General features: G+C 74.1%; 13 protein-coding genes. 7 read left to right on the top strand and 6 right to left on the bottom strand.

All coding sequences use genetic code 11. The features are described from left to right. The first annotated feature begins 15 nt into the window (after positions 1-15). Together ACYVGT_RS00195 and dctA are read left to right on the top strand one after the other, a co-directional pair. Entirely contained in the window at positions 16-3,315 is a 3,300-nt protein-coding gene (locus tag ACYVGT_RS00195) for an amidohydrolase family protein (RefSeq protein ID WP_460854249.1), read from the top strand. A gap of 456 nt (positions 3,316-3,771) precedes the next feature. Further along, complete coding sequence (gene dctA / locus ACYVGT_RS00190; protein WP_460854248.1) at positions 3,772-5,265, top strand: C4-dicarboxylate transporter DctA; 1,494 nt, start codon at positions 3,772-3,774, stop codon at positions 5,263-5,265. 261 nt (positions 5,266-5,526) lie between these two features. Here dctA and ACYVGT_RS00185 read toward each other — a convergent pair whose 3' ends face one another. Continuing rightward, entirely contained in the window at positions 5,527-6,522 is a 996-nt protein-coding gene (locus tag ACYVGT_RS00185; protein ID WP_460854247.1) for a threonine ammonia-lyase, read from the bottom strand. Between the two features lie 79 nt (positions 6,523-6,601). Here ACYVGT_RS00185 and ACYVGT_RS00180 point away from each other — a divergent pair, with 79 nt between their 5' ends. The 4 genes from ACYVGT_RS00180 to ACYVGT_RS00165 all read left to right on the top strand — a co-directional run bounded on the left by ACYVGT_RS00180 (position 6,602) and on the right by ACYVGT_RS00165 (position 12,305). Beyond that, positions 6,602-7,201: a flavin reductase family protein gene (locus tag ACYVGT_RS00180; protein WP_460854246.1), complete on the top strand. Its 600-nt coding sequence runs from the start codon at positions 6,602-6,604 to the stop codon at positions 7,199-7,201. Between the two features lie 122 nt (positions 7,202-7,323). After that, on the top strand, positions 7,324-9,300 hold the full coding sequence (locus ACYVGT_RS00175; RefSeq protein ID WP_460854245.1) for an ABC transporter ATP-binding protein: 1,977 nt from the start codon (positions 7,324-7,326) through the stop codon (positions 9,298-9,300). 149 nt (positions 9,301-9,449) lie between these two features. Continuing rightward, positions 9,450-11,009, top strand: a complete 1,560-nt coding sequence (locus ACYVGT_RS00170; protein WP_460854244.1) for an aldehyde dehydrogenase family protein — start codon at positions 9,450-9,452, stop codon at positions 11,007-11,009. 144 nt (positions 11,010-11,153) lie between these two features. After that, a complete protein-coding gene (locus ACYVGT_RS00165; protein WP_460854243.1) occupies positions 11,154-12,305 on the top strand; it encodes a pyroglutamyl peptidase in 1,152 nt (383 codons plus the stop codon). Between the two features lie 117 nt (positions 12,306-12,422). Here ACYVGT_RS00165 and ACYVGT_RS00160 read toward each other — a convergent pair whose 3' ends face one another. The 5 genes from ACYVGT_RS00160 to ACYVGT_RS00140 all read right to left on the bottom strand — a co-directional run bounded on the left by ACYVGT_RS00160 (position 12,423) and on the right by ACYVGT_RS00140 (position 15,165). Beyond that, positions 12,423-12,806, bottom strand: coding sequence for a hypothetical protein (locus tag ACYVGT_RS00160; protein WP_460854242.1), 384 nt, complete (start codon positions 12,804-12,806; stop codon positions 12,423-12,425). Between the two features lie 54 nt (positions 12,807-12,860). Beyond that, positions 12,861-13,247 carry a hypothetical protein gene (locus tag ACYVGT_RS00155; RefSeq protein WP_460854241.1) on the bottom strand — a complete coding sequence of 129 codons (387 nt, stop codon included), beginning with the start codon at positions 13,245-13,247 and terminating at the stop codon, positions 12,861-12,863. 24 nt (positions 13,248-13,271) lie between these two features. Then, positions 13,272-13,655 carry a hypothetical protein gene (locus tag ACYVGT_RS00150; protein ID WP_460854240.1) on the bottom strand — a complete coding sequence of 128 codons (384 nt, stop codon included), beginning with the start codon at positions 13,653-13,655 and terminating at the stop codon, positions 13,272-13,274. Positions 13,656-13,936: 281 nt separating this feature from the next. After that, positions 13,937-14,308, bottom strand: coding sequence for a hypothetical protein (locus tag ACYVGT_RS00145; RefSeq protein WP_460854239.1), 372 nt, complete (start codon positions 14,306-14,308; stop codon positions 13,937-13,939). Between the two features lie 593 nt (positions 14,309-14,901). After that, positions 14,902-15,165, bottom strand: coding sequence for a hypothetical protein (locus tag ACYVGT_RS00140; protein ID WP_460854238.1), 264 nt, complete (start codon positions 15,163-15,165; stop codon positions 14,902-14,904). 267 nt (positions 15,166-15,432) lie between these two features. Between ACYVGT_RS00140 and ACYVGT_RS00135 the strand changes: the two genes are divergently transcribed. Beyond that, complete coding sequence (locus tag ACYVGT_RS00135) at positions 15,433-17,040, top strand: polysaccharide deacetylase family protein (RefSeq protein ID WP_460854237.1); 1,608 nt, start codon at positions 15,433-15,435, stop codon at positions 17,038-17,040. The last annotated feature ends 684 nt before the right edge of the window (positions 17,041-17,724 follow it).

Raw genomic sequence — 17,724 nt, 5'->3', positions numbered from 1 at the left:
ACCCCCGAGGTAGGCATGGGACATCCCGAATCCCCCCTCCCCCCTGTCCCCGAACCGTCTCGCTCCCCCGCTGCCGCGCGCCCGGACGCCTGGTCCGCAGCGGCTCCGGCCCGCACCCCCGCCCCGTCTCCCCCCTGCGCACCCGCACCCGGCTCCGCCCCGGCAGAGCCGCACGGTCCCAGCAGGCGTGCGCTGCTCGCCGGAACCGGCACCGCGGCGGCGCTGGGCGGCCTGCTCACCCCGGCACCGCCGGCACTGGCGGCGCCCGCCCCCGCCGAACCGGACGGCCGCCGCATCACCGTGCGTCAGGGCACCAACATCTCCGCCTGCCCCTCCCCCGACGGCAGCTGGATCGCGTTCGACCTCTACACCGCGATCTGGGTGGTGGCGGCAGACGGCGGCAAGGCCCGCCGGCTGACCGGCGACCTCACCGACGCCACCCGGCCGCGGTTCTCCCCCGATTCGCAGCGGCTCGCCTTCCAGGCCTACGCCGAGGGCAATTACCACGTGTACGTCCTCGACCTGCCGGACGGCGACCCGAAGCGGCTCACCACCGGCCCGCACGACCACCGCGAGCCGTGCTTCGCGCCGGACGGCGCGTCGATCGCGCTGGCCTCCGACCGCGGCGAGGGCTACGGCATCTACCGCTACGACCTGGAGAGCGAGGAGCTCACCGCGGTCACCGACACGGCCGACGACGAAGCCGAGCCGGCCTGGACACCGGACGGCGAGCGGATCGTCTACCTCTCCGGCCGGTCATCGGTGCGCGCCACCACCCTGGACGGGGAGACCGAGGAGCTCGTCGCGGCGGAAGACCACACCACCCTCTACGCGCCGGCATCCGGGCCGGACGGCCGGCTCGCACACGTGGCGGCCCGCGGCGGTTCGGTCCGCCTCGTCGTCGACGGCGAAACGGCCTCCGACGACGGCGAGGACGTGTTCGTCGGCACCCTCACCTGGACCGGCGAGGACAGCCTCCTCTACACCGCCGACGGAGCGCTGCGGCAGCGCACGCTGGGCGGCGGCACCTCCGACGTGCCGTTCAGCGCATCGGTCCCCTACGTCGTGCGCGAGGACCGCGGCCCGCGCCGCGACATCGGCGACACCGGCAAGCACGCGGTGCGGGGCATCGCCAGCCCGGTGCTTTCGCCGGACGGGAAATCGGTCGCCTTCCGCGCGCTGGGGAAGCTGTGGACGATGCGGATCGGGAAGAAGCCGGTCGCGATCGTCGGCGACGGATCCTTCTCCTCCGATCCCGACTGGCACCCGGACGGGCGCTCGCTCGTCTATTCGAGCGACCGCTCCGGAGCGCCCGCGCTCTACCGCTACGACATCGAAGCCGAAACCTCGGAGCGGCTCACCGACGCCGACGGCGCGCAGATCACGCCGCGCTGGGCGCCGGACGGCGAGCGCATCGCCTACCAGGACGCCGACGGTGCCACCTGGGTGGTGGACACCGGCTCCGGCGAGACCCGGCAGGTCCTGCCGGAGCTGTTCCAGCCGGGCCGGCCCACCTGGTCCCCGGACGGGCAGCGGATCGCCCTGGCCGCGGTCCGCCCGCGCTCGGAGCGCTTCCGGGAGGGCACCAGCCAGATTCTCACCGTGGATCTGGAGTCGGGCGAAACGGCCTATACCGAGCCGGCGCCGGCGGTGTCACTGTCGACCCGCGGCGACGACGGACCGGTGTGGTCGCCCGACGGCGGCCATATCGCCTTCGTCATGGAGAGCCTGCTGCACGTGGTGCCGGTGGACGCGGAGGGGGCGTTCACGGGCGAGCCGCGGGCGGTGTCCGGCGAGACCGCCGACGCCCCGAGCTGGAACGGCGACGGCACCGAACTGCTCTACCTCAGCAACGGGGTGCTGCGCCGCGTCAGCGTAGACGGCGGCAAGCCCGCCACCGTGGAGGTGCCGCTCACATGGCGGCGGCATGTCCCGGAGGGCCGCGTGATCGTGCAGGCCGGCGCGGTGTGGGACGGGAAGTCCGACGCACTGGTGCGCGACGTGGACATCGTGGTCGACGGCAACCGCATCACCGCGGTGGAGCAGCGCACGGCGCGCACCGAGGAAGAGGGCGTGCGGGTCGTCGACGCGACCGGGCTGACCGCCATGCCGGGCCTGATCGACGCGCACAACCACTGGCACCTGCGCGGCCGCCAGTGGGGCTCGCGGCAGGGGCCGCTCTGGCTCGCCTACGGGGTCACGGCGACGCGCTCTCCGGGAGACCCCGTCTACCAGATGCTGGAGACGCGGGAGGCGCTGGACTCCGGCGCCGTCACCGGGCCCCGCTACCTCGCCACCGGCGAGGCGGTGGACGGCTCGCGCGTCTACTACAACTTCATGCGCACCACGCACAGCGCCGAAGGGCTCGAGCGGGAGCTGGAGCGGGCCTTCGAGCTCGACTACGACCTGGTGAAGACCTATGTGCGGCTGCCGGTGCGCTCGCAGCGCACCGCGGTGGAGCGGGCGCACGCGGCCGGGGTGCCGCTGAGCTCGCACTACCTCTACCCGGCAGCGCACATCGGCATGGACGGCATGGAGCACACCGGCGCCACGAACCGGCTCGGCTACTCCCAGACGGTGAGCCTGCTCGGCAACTCCTACGAGGACGCCACGGCGCTGTTCGCGGCCGCCAAGATGGCGATCACGCCGACCCTGTTCACCTCCTCGGCGCTGTACGCCGACGACCGGTCGCTGGTCGAGGACGAGCGCACCCGCACGCTCTTCCCGGCCTGGGAGTACGCCGCGTTGGAGGAGAAGGCGGAGGAGGCCGGCTCCGACACCCCCGAAGCGGAGCTGGCCCGCACCGCCCTGCCGGCGCACGTGGCGATGGTGAAGGCGATCCGCGAGGGCGGGGGCCTGGTGATCGGCGGCACCGATGCGCCGCTGGACAACATCGCGGTCAGCCTGCACCAGAACCTGCGCGCCCTGGTGGAGCACGGGTTCACCCCGCGGGAGGCGCTCACGGTGTCGACCTCGGCCACCGCGGGGTGGCTGGGGCTCGGCGCCGACCTGGGCCGGATCGAGGCGGGCCGGCTCGCCGACATCGCCCTGGTGGAGGGCGACCCGCTGGACGACATCAAGGCCGCGGCCGCGGTGCGGATCACCGTCGCCAACGGCGTCCCGCACACCGTCGAGGACCTGCTGAAGCCGTTCACCGAAGAGGGGCGCGCCGCCGCACTGGACGGGGAGGGCGGAGGCGGCGCGAGCACCCTGCGCGCCGAGCAGCCGACCCGCGCGGGCTCCCCCTACCCCTCGGCCGAGGGCGGCCCGTGGTGGCACGGCGAGTCCGAGCGCACCAGCCCGCACCGCTGCTGAGGCACTGCTGAAATCCGCCGGCCGGCCTCCGGGCCGGACGGAGGCCGGATTGCACCGCTGCGCGCCGGCGCCCGCTCCAGGGCTCCGGCGCGCAGCGGTCCGCACCCGGTCGCCGGCGGACCCGCAGCCGCCGTCCACCCGCCCCTGGACTCCGCTGCGGATGCGCGGGTGAACGGAGTGTGACGGCGGCACGGCGCCTGCATGTCGCGCGTGCGCCCCCACCACTGCAGATACACCCGCGGCAACCGCGCCGTCTCCGGCCCATCAGGGGGTTTGCCCATCCCGGTGCGCGTAACGGGCGGATTGCGAATGTCAGGGGCATCTGAAGAAGTCGTCAACGGAGTTGCCCCGATCACCCCTTCGTACGGAAAGTCGGGTGTCGCCGGTCACAGGTCAGCGGTCACAGGCCTGGGTGGCGCAGACAGCATCCGCACCCCCACACGAGGAGATCCGTCCATGGGAGCCCTGGGCAGCACGAGGCGCTCGGAATCCGACGGCGCGGGCGACGGCACCCCGCCCGTCAAGCGCAAGCGCATCTGGCACCACCTGTACTTCTGGGTCCTGGTGGCCATCGCCCTGGGCATCGGCGTCGGGTTCGCCTTCCCGGAGCAGGCGGCCGGCATGAAGTGGCTGGCGGACTTCTTCATCAAGCTGGTGAAGGTCGTCATCGCCCCGACGATCTTCTGCACCGTCGTGGTCGGCATCGCCAACCTCGGCAACCTCGCCAAGGCCGGCGGACTGGCGCTGAAGGCGATCGTCTACTTCAACGTGACGACGGTCTTCGCGCTCGGCATCGGCCTCGTCACGATCAACCTGATCAAGCCGGGCGACGGCCTCAGCGTCTCCTTCGACGAGGCGGACGCGGCGGGCACCATCGCCGAGGCGGAGGAGACCGGCGGCGGAGGCGTCACCGGCTTCGTCCTCGACCTGGTCCCCGAGACGTTCTTCTCGGCCTTCACCGAAGGCCAGCTCATCCAGGTCCTGGTGCTGGCGATCCTGGTCGCCTGTGCGCTGACCATGATGGGCGAGCGCGGCCGCCCCGCGATCCGCGCTCTGGACACGATGTCGCACATCATGTTCGGCGTCATCAAGATCGTGATGTACGCGGCGCCGATCGGCGCCTTCGGCGGCATGGCGTTCACGATCGGCGAGTACGGCTCCGAGATCCTCGGCAACCTCGCCTTCTTCATGGTCAGCTTCTACCTCACCTGCCTGCTGTTCATCTTCCTGGTGCTGGGCGCCGTGTGCTGGATGTGCGGCATCAACCTCTTCAAGTACATCCGCTACATCCGCGACGAGCTGCTGATCGTCCTGGGCACCTCCTCCAGCGAGTCGGTGCTGCCGCGCATGATGGCCAAGATGGAGGCCGCCGGCGCGAAGAAGTCGGTGGTGGGCCTGGTCATCCCGACCGGCTACTCGTTCAACCTGGACGGCACCGCGATCTACATGACGATGGGCGCCCTGTTCATCGCGCAGGTCACCGGGGTGGACGTGCCGATCGCCACCCAGATCGGGCTGCTGCTGTTCATGCTCATCTCCAGCAACGGCGCGGCGGGCGTCAGCGGCGCCGGACTGGTCACGCTGGCCGCTTCGCTCGCGGCGTTCGACACCGTCATCCCGCTGGCCGGCATCGCGCTCATCGTCGGCATCGACCGGTTCATGTCCGAGGGCCGCGCGCTGACCAACCTGACCGGCAACGGCATCGGCACGCTCGCCATCGCCCACTGGAACGGCGAGCTCGACAAGGAGCGGATGCGCGAGGTCTTCAACAACCCCGACTCGGTCGACACCGAAGCGCTGTTGAGCTACGAGACCGCTGAGTCCGACTCCAGTGGCAGCGCCAGCACCGGGGACGCCCCCGAGGCCGGCGGAGCTGCGGAGCCGACGGACGGCGGAGGCGGCGACGGCGGGCCGGACAAGGCCGCAGTCGGCGCCGGCGACAGCCGCTAGCCGCACACGGCCGGCGCCGGCAGAGCCGGCCCTGGCGGTCCGCGGGAGCCCCGGCTCGCAGAGGGGTTCCCGCGGGTCCGCCCGCAGACGGCCGAGGCATCGGGCCACCCCCTCCCGGCCCGCCCCTCCCGCCTCGGCCTCCTGGGAGAGGGGCGCCCGTTCCCCATCGGGCGCCCCTCCCCTTTTTCTGCGCCGTCCTCCGCGGCTCCGGAGACGGCCGCTGCCCGCCCGCTCCAGCGGCCGCGGATCGGCGCCGCGGGCTCAGGCGGGGCCCGGCCCGGCGGCGGGCGGGCTGGGGCTCCCCCCGCCCGGCCCGGCACCGGCGAGGACGCGGGACAGCAGCGCCGGATCGGCGTTGCCGCCGGAGACGACGGCGACGGTCTTCCCTCCTCCGGCCCGGCCGGCGAGGAACGCGGCCGCCGCAAGGGCGCCGCTGGGCTCGGCGACGATCCGCGCGCCGACCGCCAGCGCCCTGACGGCGGCGAGGATCTCCTCCTCGGTGACGGTGACGATGCCGTCCAGCAGCGCGGCCAGGTGCGCGAAGGTCAGCTCGGAGGGCCCCACCCGCACGCCGTCGGCGACGGTGCGGCCGGTCCGCTCCGGGGGCCAGACGACGCGGTGGCCGGCCGCGAGCCCCTCCGCCGCGTCGGCGGCCAGCTCCGGCTCGACGCCGACCACGGCGGTGCCCGGGCTCAGCTCGGCCAGCGCGGCGGCGACGCCGGAGGCGAGCCCGCCCCCGCCGACCGGGACCAGGACGGTGGCCGCGTCCGGCAGGTCCGCGGCGATCTCCCGGCCCACCGTGCCCTGGCCGGCGATCACCTCCCGGTCGTCGAACGGCGGCACCAGCGCCCGCCCGGTGCTGGCGGCGATCCGCTCCGCGGCGGCGGCCCGCGCCGCCGGCTCCACGACGACCACTTCGGCGCCCAGCGCACGGACCGCGTCGACCTTCACCGCGGGCGCGCCGCGCGGCACCACAACGGTGCACGGCACGCCCTCCGCTCGGGCGGCGTAGGCGAGAGCACGGCCGTGGTTGCCGGAGGAGTGCGTGACGACCCCGGCGCGGCGCCGCCCGGGGTCCAGCGCGAGCAGCGCGCTGGTCGCGCCGCGGATCTTGAACGCGCCGACCGGCTGCAGGCTCTCCGGCTTCAGCAGCAGCCGCGGATCCTCCCCGGGCCACCCCAGCAGCGGCGTCCGCAGCACCCGCCCCCGGATGCGCTCCGCGGCGGCGTCGACGTCGGCCAGGCTGATCAGGTCCATGCCGCGGGTCTTCCCGTGCGGGGGCCACTCCACCCCCGGCGGGTGCCGCGCGCCGCCCCACCGGGGATAATGGCGCGCGATGCGTACCGAATACACACCCGCAGACCTGCCCGGGCGCGACTTCTACCGGATGCTCACGTCGGTGGTGGTACCGCGGCCGATCGCGTGGGTGTCCACGCTGACGGCGGAGGGCACGGCGAACCTGGCACCGCACTCGTTCTTCACGGTCGCTTCGGCCGACCCGCCGACGGTGCTGTTCACGTCGATGGGCCGCAAGGACACGCTGGCCAACATCGAGGCGACGGGCGAGTTCACCGTGAACTTCGCGCCGGAGCGGCTGCAGCAGCAGATCAACGCGACCTCGGCGGCGCTGCCGCCGGAGGCCAGCGAGTTCGACGCGGCAGGCCTGGAGCGCGAGCCGGGCTCTGCGGTGGCGGTGCCGCGGGTGGCGGACAGCCCGGTGGCACTGGAGTGCGTGCTGCATACGACGGTGCCGGTCGGCGGCGCCACCGTCGTCTTCGGCCGGGTGGTGCACGTCGCCGTCGACACCGGGGTGCTCACCGACGGGCTGCCCGGCATCGAGCGGCTGCGCCCGATCGCGCGGCTGGGCCGCAACGAGTGGGGCGCGCTGGGCGAGGTGACCCGGCTGGACCGGCCGCCGCAGCACACGGCCCGGTAGCCCGCAGCGGCTGCGCCGCCGCCTCCGTCCCGCTCCCCGCCCCGGCCGCCGGCGCGTTGACTTCGAGTTAACACGAAGTCCTACGCTCCTCCAGACCGGCCCTGCGGCAGAGGAGCAGCACCATGAGCATGGAGATGGCGGCGTGGTCGTCGCTGTACACGGCGATGCACGCCGACCCGGACCGCCGCCCGTTCTCGATGGCGGTGCTGCGCCGCATCGCCGTCTTCGCCCGCCCCTATCGCGGGCGGCTCGGCCTCTTCCTCGCCGCGAGCGTGCTGCTGGCGGCGCTCGCCGTCGCCTCTCCGGTCCTCGCCGGCCGGGCGGTCGACGCAATCATCGCCGGCACGCCGCTGGCGACGGTGCTCGCGCTGGCCGGGCTGATCGCCGTCATCGCGCTCGCTGAGGCGGGGTTCGGGCTGGCCGCGCGGTACTTCTCCGCGACGATCGGCGAAGGCCTCATCCTCGACCTGCGCACCGCCGTGTTCGACCACGTGCAGCGGATGCCGGTCGCGTTCTTCACCCGCACGCGCACCGGTGCGCTGGTCAGCCGGCTCAACAACGACGTGATCGGTGCGCAGCGCGCCTTCAGCGATGTGCTTTCCGGCGTGGTCGGCAACCTGGTCACGCTCGTGCTCACGCTCGCGGTCATGCTGGGGATCTCTTGGCAGATCACGCTGTTCACCCTGGTGCTGCTGCCGGTGTTCATCATTCCGACCCGGCGGCTGGGCGCCAGGCTGGCCCGGTTGCAGCGCGAGGGCGCCGGCCACGACGCGGCGATGGGTGCGCGGATGACGGAGCGGTTCTCCGCGCCCGGTGCGACGCTGGTGAAGCTCTTCGGCCGGCCCGCCGAGGAGTCGGCCGAGTTCGCCGAGCGTGCCCGGCGGGTGCGCGACATCGGCGTGCGCACCGCAATGGTGCAGGAGGCGTTCGTCATCGCGCTGACCCTGGTCTCCGCACTGGCGCTCGCCGTCGTCTACGGCCTGGGCGGGTACAGCGTGCTCGCCGGCGCCCTCGACGCGGGCTCGGTGGTGGCCATGGCCCTGCTGCTGGCCCGGCTGTACGCGCCGCTGACCGAGCTTGCCAGTGCCCGGGTCGAGGTGATGAGCGCCATGGTGGCGTTCAGCCGGGTCTTCGAGGTACTCGACCTGGAACCGCTGGTCGCCGAGCGGCCGGGGGCGCGCCCGCTGCCGGACGGCCCGCTGGCGGTGGAGTTCGACGGCGTCGGCTTCGCCTACCCGAGCGCGGAACGGGTGTCGCTGGCCTCACTGGAGGAGGTGGCCGTGCTGGACACCCGGGAATCCGGGCCGGTGCTGCACGGGGTGTCGTTCAGCGCCGAGCCGGGCGAGACGGTGGCGCTGGTCGGGCCGTCCGGCGCCGGCAAGTCGACGCTGGCCCAGCTGGTGCCGCGGCTCTACGACGCCGACGAGGGGGCAGTCCGCGTCGGCGGCCTCGACGTGCGCGACGCTTCGGCCGCCGCGCTGCGCGCCGCGGTGGGCATGGTGCCCCAGGACGGCCACCTCTTCCATGACACGGTGCGCGCCAACCTGCTGATCGGCGCGCCCGGCGCCGATGACGCGCAGCTGTGGGAGGCGCTGCGCCGCGCCCGGATGGACGGGCTGGTGGCCGGCCTTGCGGACGGGCTGGACACCGTCGTCGGCGAACGCGGGCACCGCTTCTCCGGCGGCGAGCGGCAGCGGCTGACCATCGCCCGGCTGCTGCTGGCGGCGCCGTCGGTGGTGATCCTGGACGAGGCCACCTCCAGCCTGGACGCGTCGTCGGAGGCGGCCGTGCAGGCGGCGCTGGCCGAGGCGCTGGCCGGACGGACGGCTCTGGTGATCGCGCACCGGCTGGCAACGATCCGCTCCGCCGACCGGATCCTGGTGGTCGACGGCGGCCGCATCACCGAGCAGGGCACCCACACTGAGCTGCTCGCGGCCGGCGGCACCTACGCGGAGCTGTACCGCACCCAGTTCGGCGCGGACCCCGCCGCGGACGGCGCAGTGGAGCGGGGCGGGCCCGGCGCCGGGGAGGCCGCGGAGCGCGGCGCCGCATGCGGCCCGGACGCCGGGCGGCAGGCCGGTCTGGGCGCGGCGCACTGAACCGCAGCGGGGCCCCGCGCGCCCGCTCCGGCGCAGGCAGGGGCGGGGACGCGCCGGGGCCGCAACCGGCGGCCCTGGCCCCGGAGACCGGCGGCGGGCAGAATCGGGCGCACTGATCCGCACCGCCGAACAGAGCAATGGAGCACTCGGTGACCCAGACCCCTGACGACCTCCGCAGCGTCATCGCCGGCAAGCGGCTTCCCCGCACGGAATCGCCGATGACCAGCACCAACCCCGCGCGCACCAGCGAGGTCCTGGCCGAGGTGAGCCTCGCCGGACGGGACGACGTGGCTGCCGCCTGCCGCTCCGCCAAGTCCGCGCAGGCGGCCTGGGCGGCGACGCCCGCGCCGATCCGCGGCCAGGTGATCGGCAACATCGGCGATCTGGTGCGGGCCAACAAGGAGGCGCTGGCGCGCACCGTCACCCGCGACATCGGCAAGCCCTACGGCGAGGCGCTCGGCGAGGTCCAGGAGATCATCGACACCTGCGAGTTCTTCCGCGGCGAAGGGCGCCGGCTGTACGGCCAGACGGTGCCCTCGGAGATGCCCGACAAGCAGCTGTTCACGTTCCGCCGCCCGGTCGGTACCGCGATGGTCATCACCGCGGGCAACTTCCCGGTGGCGGTGCCCAGCTGGTACATCGTCCCGGCGCTGCTGGCCGGCAACACCGTGGTGTGGAAGCCGGCCGAGTACGCGGCGTCCTGCTCGTGGGCGTTCTACCAGCTGTTCACCCGGGCCGGGCTGCCGGAAGGCGTGCTCGACATCGTCTACGCCGGCGGGGAGGAGACCTTCGCCGGTCTGGAGGCGGCGCTCGGCGAGGGCACCGTGGACAAGGTCGGTTTCACCGGATCCTCCGAGGTGGGCACCCGCATCGGCGCCCTGTGCGGCCGCTACCTGCAGAACCCCTGCCTGGAGCTGGGCGGGAAGAACCCGATGGTGGTGGCCGAGGACGCCGACATCGACCTCGCGGTGCAGGGCGCGCTCTTCTCCGGGTTCGGCACGGCGGGGCAGCGCTGCACGTCCCTGGGCACCGCCATCGTGCACGAGTCGGTGCACACCGCCTTCCTGGAGCGCTTCGAGGCGGCGGTGGCGGGCGCCGCCGTCGGCGATCCGGAGTCCGACGTGCTCTACGGGCCGATGATCAGCGAGCGCTTCGCGGACCGCTACGAGGGCTACCTCGGCTGGATCGGCGGCCACCACCGGGTGCTCGGCTCGGGCGCGACCGGGCGGATCACCCCGTCGGCGCCGCGGCCGGGCTTCGTCGGCGACCCGTCCGCGGGCCTGTTCTACCATCCGGTGATCGTGGACGGCGTGCGCCCGGAAGAGCCGCTGTTCCTGGAGGAGACGTTCGGCCCCATTGTCGGCGTCACCACCTACCGGCACCTGACGGAGGCACTGGAGCTGGCCAACCTGCCCGGGTACGGGCTGTCCTGCTCGGTCTACACCGAAGACCCCGAGACGGTGTTCGCCTTCGCCGGCGGTATCGGGGCCGGCATGGTCAGCGTCAACAACTCCACCTCCGGCGCCGAGGCGCACCTGCCGTTCGGCGGCAACGGCCGCTCCGGCAACGGCGGCCGGCTCTCCGGCCTGTGGGTGCTCGACCAGTTCACCCGCTGGCAGTCGATGAACTGGGACTACTCGGGATCGCTGCAGAAGGCGCAGATGGACGTCGGCGCGATCGAGGCCGACCTCGGGTTCCGGCTGGAATGACCCTGCTTTCAGGCCCCGCCCGGCCCCGCGGGGCCGGGCGGGCGCGGCGCCCGGGAAACGCGGCGGTTCCGGGGCGCGGGAGCGTCGGCGGGGACCGGTAAACTCACGCCCCGGCCCCGACCGCGCCCATCCGAATCAGGAGACATGCACTCCACCGCCACCACCCCCGAGGAGGAGCGCGCTGCACTGGACGCTCCTCAGGCCCTGCTCCGCCGTTCCGGGTTCGCAGCGGCGGCGCCGCTGTTCGCCGCCGACCTCGACCGCGCCGCCGACCTCGCCGAAGCGCAGCAGGCCGCAGCCGAGCACGGACACCGGCTGTGGTCGGAGGCGGTGGCGGCCCGCGACCGCGTCGGCGACGACCGGCCGCTGTACTGGGCGCGGCTGAGCCTGGTGGCGCGGCTGCGCGCCTGGCAGCCGTCGTTCCCGCTGGACGAAGCGGACCGGGCCGGCCTGCTGGACCGGCTCGAGTCGGCATCGCGCGGCCTCGACGACCTCGTCTTCGCGCCGGACGACCGGCAGCTGCGCGTCATCGTCACCGGGTTCGACCCGTTCGGGCTGGACGAGGACGTGCGCCGCTCGAACCCGTCGGGCGTAGCGGCGCTGGCGCTGCAGGGCGAGGCCTTCGAGGCGGGCGGCCGCACGGCGGTGGTGCGCACGGCGGTCTTCCCGGTGCGCTGGCGCGATTTCACCGGCGGCATCGTCGAGCGCTGCCTGGCACGGCACTATGCCGGCGGCCCCGTGCTGGCCGACGCCGTCATCACCGTGTCCCGGGGGCGCGGCGACGCCTTCGAACTGGAGGCGTTCAACGCGGCCTGGCGCGGGGACGCGCCCGACAACGAGCGGGTGCGCGCGCCGGGACCGGTGCCGTCGCTGCCGGACGACCGGCCGCAGTGGACCGAGTCGACGCTGCCGCGCGGGGCGATCGTCCGCGAGGCGGCCGGCGCCTACCCGGTGCACGACCACCGCGCGGTGGCCGAGGTACCGGCCGGCGGCGGCGCCGCGGTCGAGCGCCCGGACGGCCCCTCGCCGGACTCCCAGGCCCGCCGCGGCAGCGGCGGCGACTACCTGTCCAATGAGGTGGCCTACCGCAACACGTTCCTGCGGGACACGGCCGGCCGCAGCATCCCGGCCGGCCACGTCCACACGCCCTGCCTGGAGCTCGACCCGTCGGATCCGGACGCCCTCACCGGTCCCGCCTTCGAGGAGACCCGCGCCGCTATCACCGAGCAGCTGCGCTCCATCGTCCGGACCGCGGTACGCACGTCCGCGGCCGCGGACGAGGACGGGAACGGGTGAAGCTGGCCGGCTGCCTGCCGGCCGCGGAGCGCCTCCGCCGGCACCGCAAGGATGCAGTGCGGCCGCCCGCCCCCGCAGATACGGGGCGGGCGGCCGCACGCGCGCTCGGCCGAACCGTCAGAGCGAGTTGTACATGTACAGGTTGCTGAACCCGTACAGAACGATGTAGATGACGTAGCCCACGAGGGTGAGCGCCATCAGGATCCAGCCGATCAGCGCGCAGATCTTCGATGCCTGCGGGCTGTTGTCCGCCATGACCAGGGACACGATGCCCAGGATCAGCGAGACCGGGTTGCAGCAGCAGAGCCCGAGCACTCCGACGACGATGAGGGCGATCGGGCTGGCCTTGCCCGCCGGCGGCTCCTGCTGCGGCCCGTACCCGCCGGGCGGAGGCGGCGGAGGCGGCGGGCCGCCCATGCCCCCGGGTCCGCCGTAGCCGGGCGGGGGCGGACCCTGCGGGGGCGGAGGCGGCGGCCCGTAGCCACCGGAACCGTAGCTCATCTGCGAAGTCTCCAGCTTTCCATGAGGATGGACGGACCGGCGCCCGCGGACACGTCAGTAGGTCGTGTCGTAGGACCCGGTGGGAGTGAGCATCGCGTCGAAGACGCCGAGTGCGAACAGCGCGATGTTGACGACGATGCCCAGCGCCACGAGGATCCAGCCGATCAGGGCGCACGTCTTGGCGGCCTTGGGGTTGCTCTCCGCCATCGTCAGCGACACGATGCCCAGCACCAGCGAGATGCAGTTGCAGCACAGGACGCCCAGAACGATCAGGATGATCGGGCTGGCCTTGTTGATGGGCGCCTCGCCGCCGTAGCCGCCGCCGGGCGGAGGCGGCGGGGGCGGCGGGCCGCCCATGCCCCCGGGTCCGCCGTAGCCGGGCGGGGGCGGACCCTGCGGGGGCGGAGGCGGCGGCCCGTAGCCACCGGAACCGTAGCTCATCTGCGAAGTCCCTGCCTCGTGTGCCTAATAGCCGTAGCTGGGTTCGGACATCCCTGCGGTGATGCCGTTGATGCCGACGATCGCCACGTAGCCGATGCTGATCACGACGCCGATAGCGAAGAGGATCCACCCGATCAGGGCGCACGTCTTCGACGCCTGCGGGTTGCTGTCCGCCATCGTCAGCGACACGATGCCGAGCACGAGGGTGAGGCAGTTGCAGCACAGGACGCCGACGACGATCAGGCCGATCGCGCTGCCCTTGCTGACGGGCTCCTGGCCGCCGTAGCCGCCGGGCGGAGGCGGCGGGGGCGGCGGGCCGCCCATGCCCCCCGGACCGCCGTAGCCGGGCGGGGGCGGACCCTGCGGGGGCGGAGGCGGCGGCCCGTAGCCGCCGGGACCGTAGCTCATGCTCGAAGTCTCCAGCTTTCCATGGACGTATGCGGCCTCTCCGGGAGCTCCGCCCTTATCAGGGCAGTAAGCGCGGGGGCCTGCTGATGCTCTCATCTCCGATGCACCGGCCGCCGCAGTGGTTCCCGCTCCCGGAGGATTCGTTATCGGCTCGTTGGCCCAGGCCGGGAACCGGACGGGGCCGGATCGGGCACCGCCGGAGGGCTGGGCTGCCAGCGCGATCGCCGCCAGCGCGGGCCGGAGTGCACGCAGCTGACGGTCCGTCCCGCGGGGCAGCCCGCTCAGTACACGCCGAGGAAGCCCATCATGAAGAACGAGGCGATTGCCAGGGTCCCCACCCCCCACACCACCCAACCGATGGCGGTGCACACCGTCGCACCGCGCGGGTTGCCCTGGGCCAGTACCAGTCCCAGGATCGCTAGCACCGCCGAGACGGGCGACAGCAGGTGGCAGCAGGCCACCAGGCTGACCAGCGAGAGCACCAGCAGCACGATTGCGTTCACGGTCCCCGGCGGCGTCCCGCCCGGCTGGCCGTAGGGCCCGTAGCCGGGCGGGGGGCCGTAGCCGGGCGGGGGGCCGTAGCCGGGCGGGCCATAACCCGGCGGCGGACCGTAGCCCGGAGGAGGCTCGTAGCCTCCTGGCATGTGGCTCATCAGGGCTCCCTAGGCGTGTCGGGGGATCAGGGAGGAACAGCGGGCTCGGCCGCTACTGCTTCTGATGCGCCGCCGGCCTTCCCGGTTCCGCCGGACGCGGACCGGGTCCGCACCGCTGCGCCCGTCCGACCCGGCCCGCTCGGAAAAGCTCGCCCAGGATGCCGGGGGGCGATGGAGCCCCGCGAAGTGCAGGGCGCCCAGCCCCCGCGTCCACCCGACGGCGGTGCAGGTCTTCGCGCTCTGCGGACCGCTCTGCGCAGGCGCCGGTCCGAGCCCGCCGGGGCCGGCGGCATGAGCGAGAGGAGGGTGCAGCACGGCGGGGAGAGCGCCGGCAGCACCGCGGCGCTCACCGAGGCCTGCGGAGTCGCTCCCGGCAGGCCCGGCGGCCCGGGCCCATCACCCGGTGCCGGCGGCCCGTATCCGGGCGGCGGGGGCGGACCGCACCCGGGCGGCCGAGGCGAACAGCCTCCGGGTACGTGGCTCATCGGGGCTTCCCTGGGCTGATCGGCGTGCGGTGGAGATCCCGCTGCCTCCGCTCTGGTTCCCGTGCGGACCGCCGGGTTCCCGCCGCCCCGGGAGCGGCCACGTCCTGTTCAGACCTCGTATGAGCCGAGCAGGGAGAGCAGCGTCAGGCCCCCGACCACCAGCACGCTGATACCGAGCACCGCCCAGCCGGCGGCGGTGCATGCCCTGGCGGCCCGGGGACGGGACCCCGCCAGGGCGATGCCGAGGACGCCGAGCACCGGCGTGACGGGGTTGAAGCAGCACACCGCCCCCGCCGGCGCCAGCACCAGCAGCACCGTCGCGCTCGTCCGGTCCGCTGGCGGCGGCCGCTCCTGCGCCGGCATATCGCTCATCGGGCACTCCTTCCGGGACCGGTCAGGGGCGGGACCGCTGCCCGCCCCGTGCGATGCAGTGCCCGGCTGCCGGGTTCCGCTGCGGCGGGCGCCGCTTGCGGCCAGCAGCGGCCCCGGACGCGGAAGCGCCTGCGTGCGGCCGATCCGGGCGGTGACCGCCCGATTGCACGCGGGGGCAGACGGCCGTATGTTCGGCGTGGCCGTTTTTGTGGCCGTGCCCCGCCGCAGCCGGCCCCTGATTCCCCTTCTCCCTGGAAAGTCCGCCTCGTGCTCGCCGCCCGAATCCGCTCCGCTGCCCGCTCCGCTCTGACATCAGCCCGCGCTCTGCCGCGCCGGGTCCTCGGGGCGGAGAGAACCGCCGCGGTCGGCTCCGCGCTGGGAGGTGCGCGCGCCGCAGCGGCCCGGTGGGCCGGCGCGGTTCGGGACCGGGCCGCCGCGGCTCCGGTGGGGCCGCGGACGCGGCGCACGCTCCGCTACGCGCCGGCTGCGCTCGGCGGTGCCCTGGTGCTGGCGGTGCCGGGTGCCGCCGCGGTGGGTGCCGGGCCGAGCGATCCCGCTGCTCAGGCGGCCGCGGTCGACGCACCCGGTCTGCGCACGGTCGCCACCGCGGTCGAGTCCGGGGGCGTGACCGTCGACACCGCGCATTTCGTGCTCCCGGGCGCCGACGCGTTCGCCGGCGAAGTCCGCACGCTGATGGCCGAGGCCCAGACCGCCTTCCTGGAGGAGCACTCCGGCGAGGACGGCGCATCGCTCACCCAGGCCGCGGAGCCCGTCGCGGTGTCGGAGGAGGTGCAGGGCGCCCGCATCGAGCGCACGGTCGAGGCGGACGGCGCCGAGGACGGACCGCAGGCGGAAACGCACTGGTGGAACGGCGGCGAGGTGCTGCCCTGGACGGCGCTGTTCGCGGGCGGGAGCGCCCTGGCCGAGCTCGACGGCGAAGTGGCGCGGCTCGCGGCCGAGCAGACCGGCCAGGTGCCGGATGGCCTTGCCGGCGACGGCTCCGCCGAGCCCCTGGCAGGCGGCGGCGCTCCGGCGCAGAGCGGCCCGGACGCCGAGGAGGCCGGCGCGCTGGCCGAGGAGTACTCCGGATCGCCGCTCGCCGGCGCCGCGTTCGACACCGAGGGCGGCCTGCTCGTCACGGCCGGCGGCGAGCAGATCGCGGTCCCGGCCGAGCAGGCGCTGCCGCTGCTCTCCCCGTTCGGTGTGCAGGCGCGCGATGCGGCGGTGGACGGCGAGCCGCCGGCGGACGAGGGCCCCGGCGCCGCGCCGCTGGACTGCTCCCGCGCCAAGTGCGTCGCGCTGACCTTCGACGACGGTCCCGGTGAGCACACCGGCCGGCTCCTCGAGGAGCTGGACGCCTACGGCGCCCAGGCGACCTTCTACGTACTCGGCCAGCTGGTCGACGCCGAACCGGAGATGGCGCGGCGCATCGTGGAGGAGGGCCACGAGATCGGCAGCCACTCCTGGAAGCACGACGACCTGGGCAAGATGTCGGGTGGCGCTGTGGCTGACGACCTGGACCGCACGGCCGCAGAGATCGAGGACGCGACGGGGGTGCATCCGCCGACGATGCGCCCGCCCTACGGCTCCTACACCGACGCGACCCTCGCCGCCGCCGACATGCCCGTGGTGCTGTGGGACGTGGACACGATGGACTGGCAGAGCCGCGACTCCGGCAAGGTCGCCGACGAGGCCGTGTCGCTGTCCCAGCCCGGCTCGGTGGTGCTCATGCACGACATCCACGCCTCCACGGTCGACGCGGTCCCCGACATCCTCGCCCGCCTGCACGCCGAGGGCTACCACTTCACCACGGTCACCGACCTCTTCGCCGGCACCGGCTTCGCCGACGCCGAGGCCCACGAGCGGCGCCCCTAACCGCCCGCCAGGACCGCCGACCGCGCTAACGGCGCACCTCCGCGGCACTGACCAGCCACCATCAGGCAGCTGCGGGTGCGGGCGGCGCGGCGCTGACTCTGCGCATCACCGCGCCGGAGCGGGCGACACGGTGTCCTGTGCCCGGGTCTCACACCTCCTCTCCCGCCAGTGGCACAGGACGCAGGCAGCAGCGTCGCCGCCGGAGAGACAGCTCAGGCCTGCCAGGGAGCAGGTACCCGAGGACACCCGCAAGCCGCAGCGATCGAATGCGCTGAGCATGCACCGGGGACAACTGGCGGTGCGCCGCTCGCAGCACCGCGCAGAACAGGTGCAACGGCGTCCAGCGCCCGCTCTTCGCCGTCTCACGGCGGTACGGGTCGCCGCCCAGATGCCACGGCTGCGGTCCGAACCCGCGCTCGTCGGGTCGCAAGGCTGGGGCCGGGCCACCGCCGGGGGCAGCTGAGGTCCGAGGAGGCAGACTCCACGTTGCGGGTGCCTTCCGGGGACCCATGCGGGCCGCCGCAGTGGAGCGCCGAGGCCCCTTGTTCCGGGATCACGGCAAGAGTGCGAGTGCGTCGGGTTCCTCGGCCGGCTGAGGGCCGCCATCTGCGCAGTGGGTGGCCGCTGGCCGGCCGCGACCGGCGGCGGGAAGCAGCGCGTCGCCGGGCAGGCCCTGCGAGATCG

The sequence above is a fragment of the Nocardiopsis coralliicola genome (genome assembly GCF_054779695.1).
The sequence above is the reverse complement of the archived record's forward strand: the minus strand, read 5'-3'. Positions and strand labels throughout refer to the sequence as shown.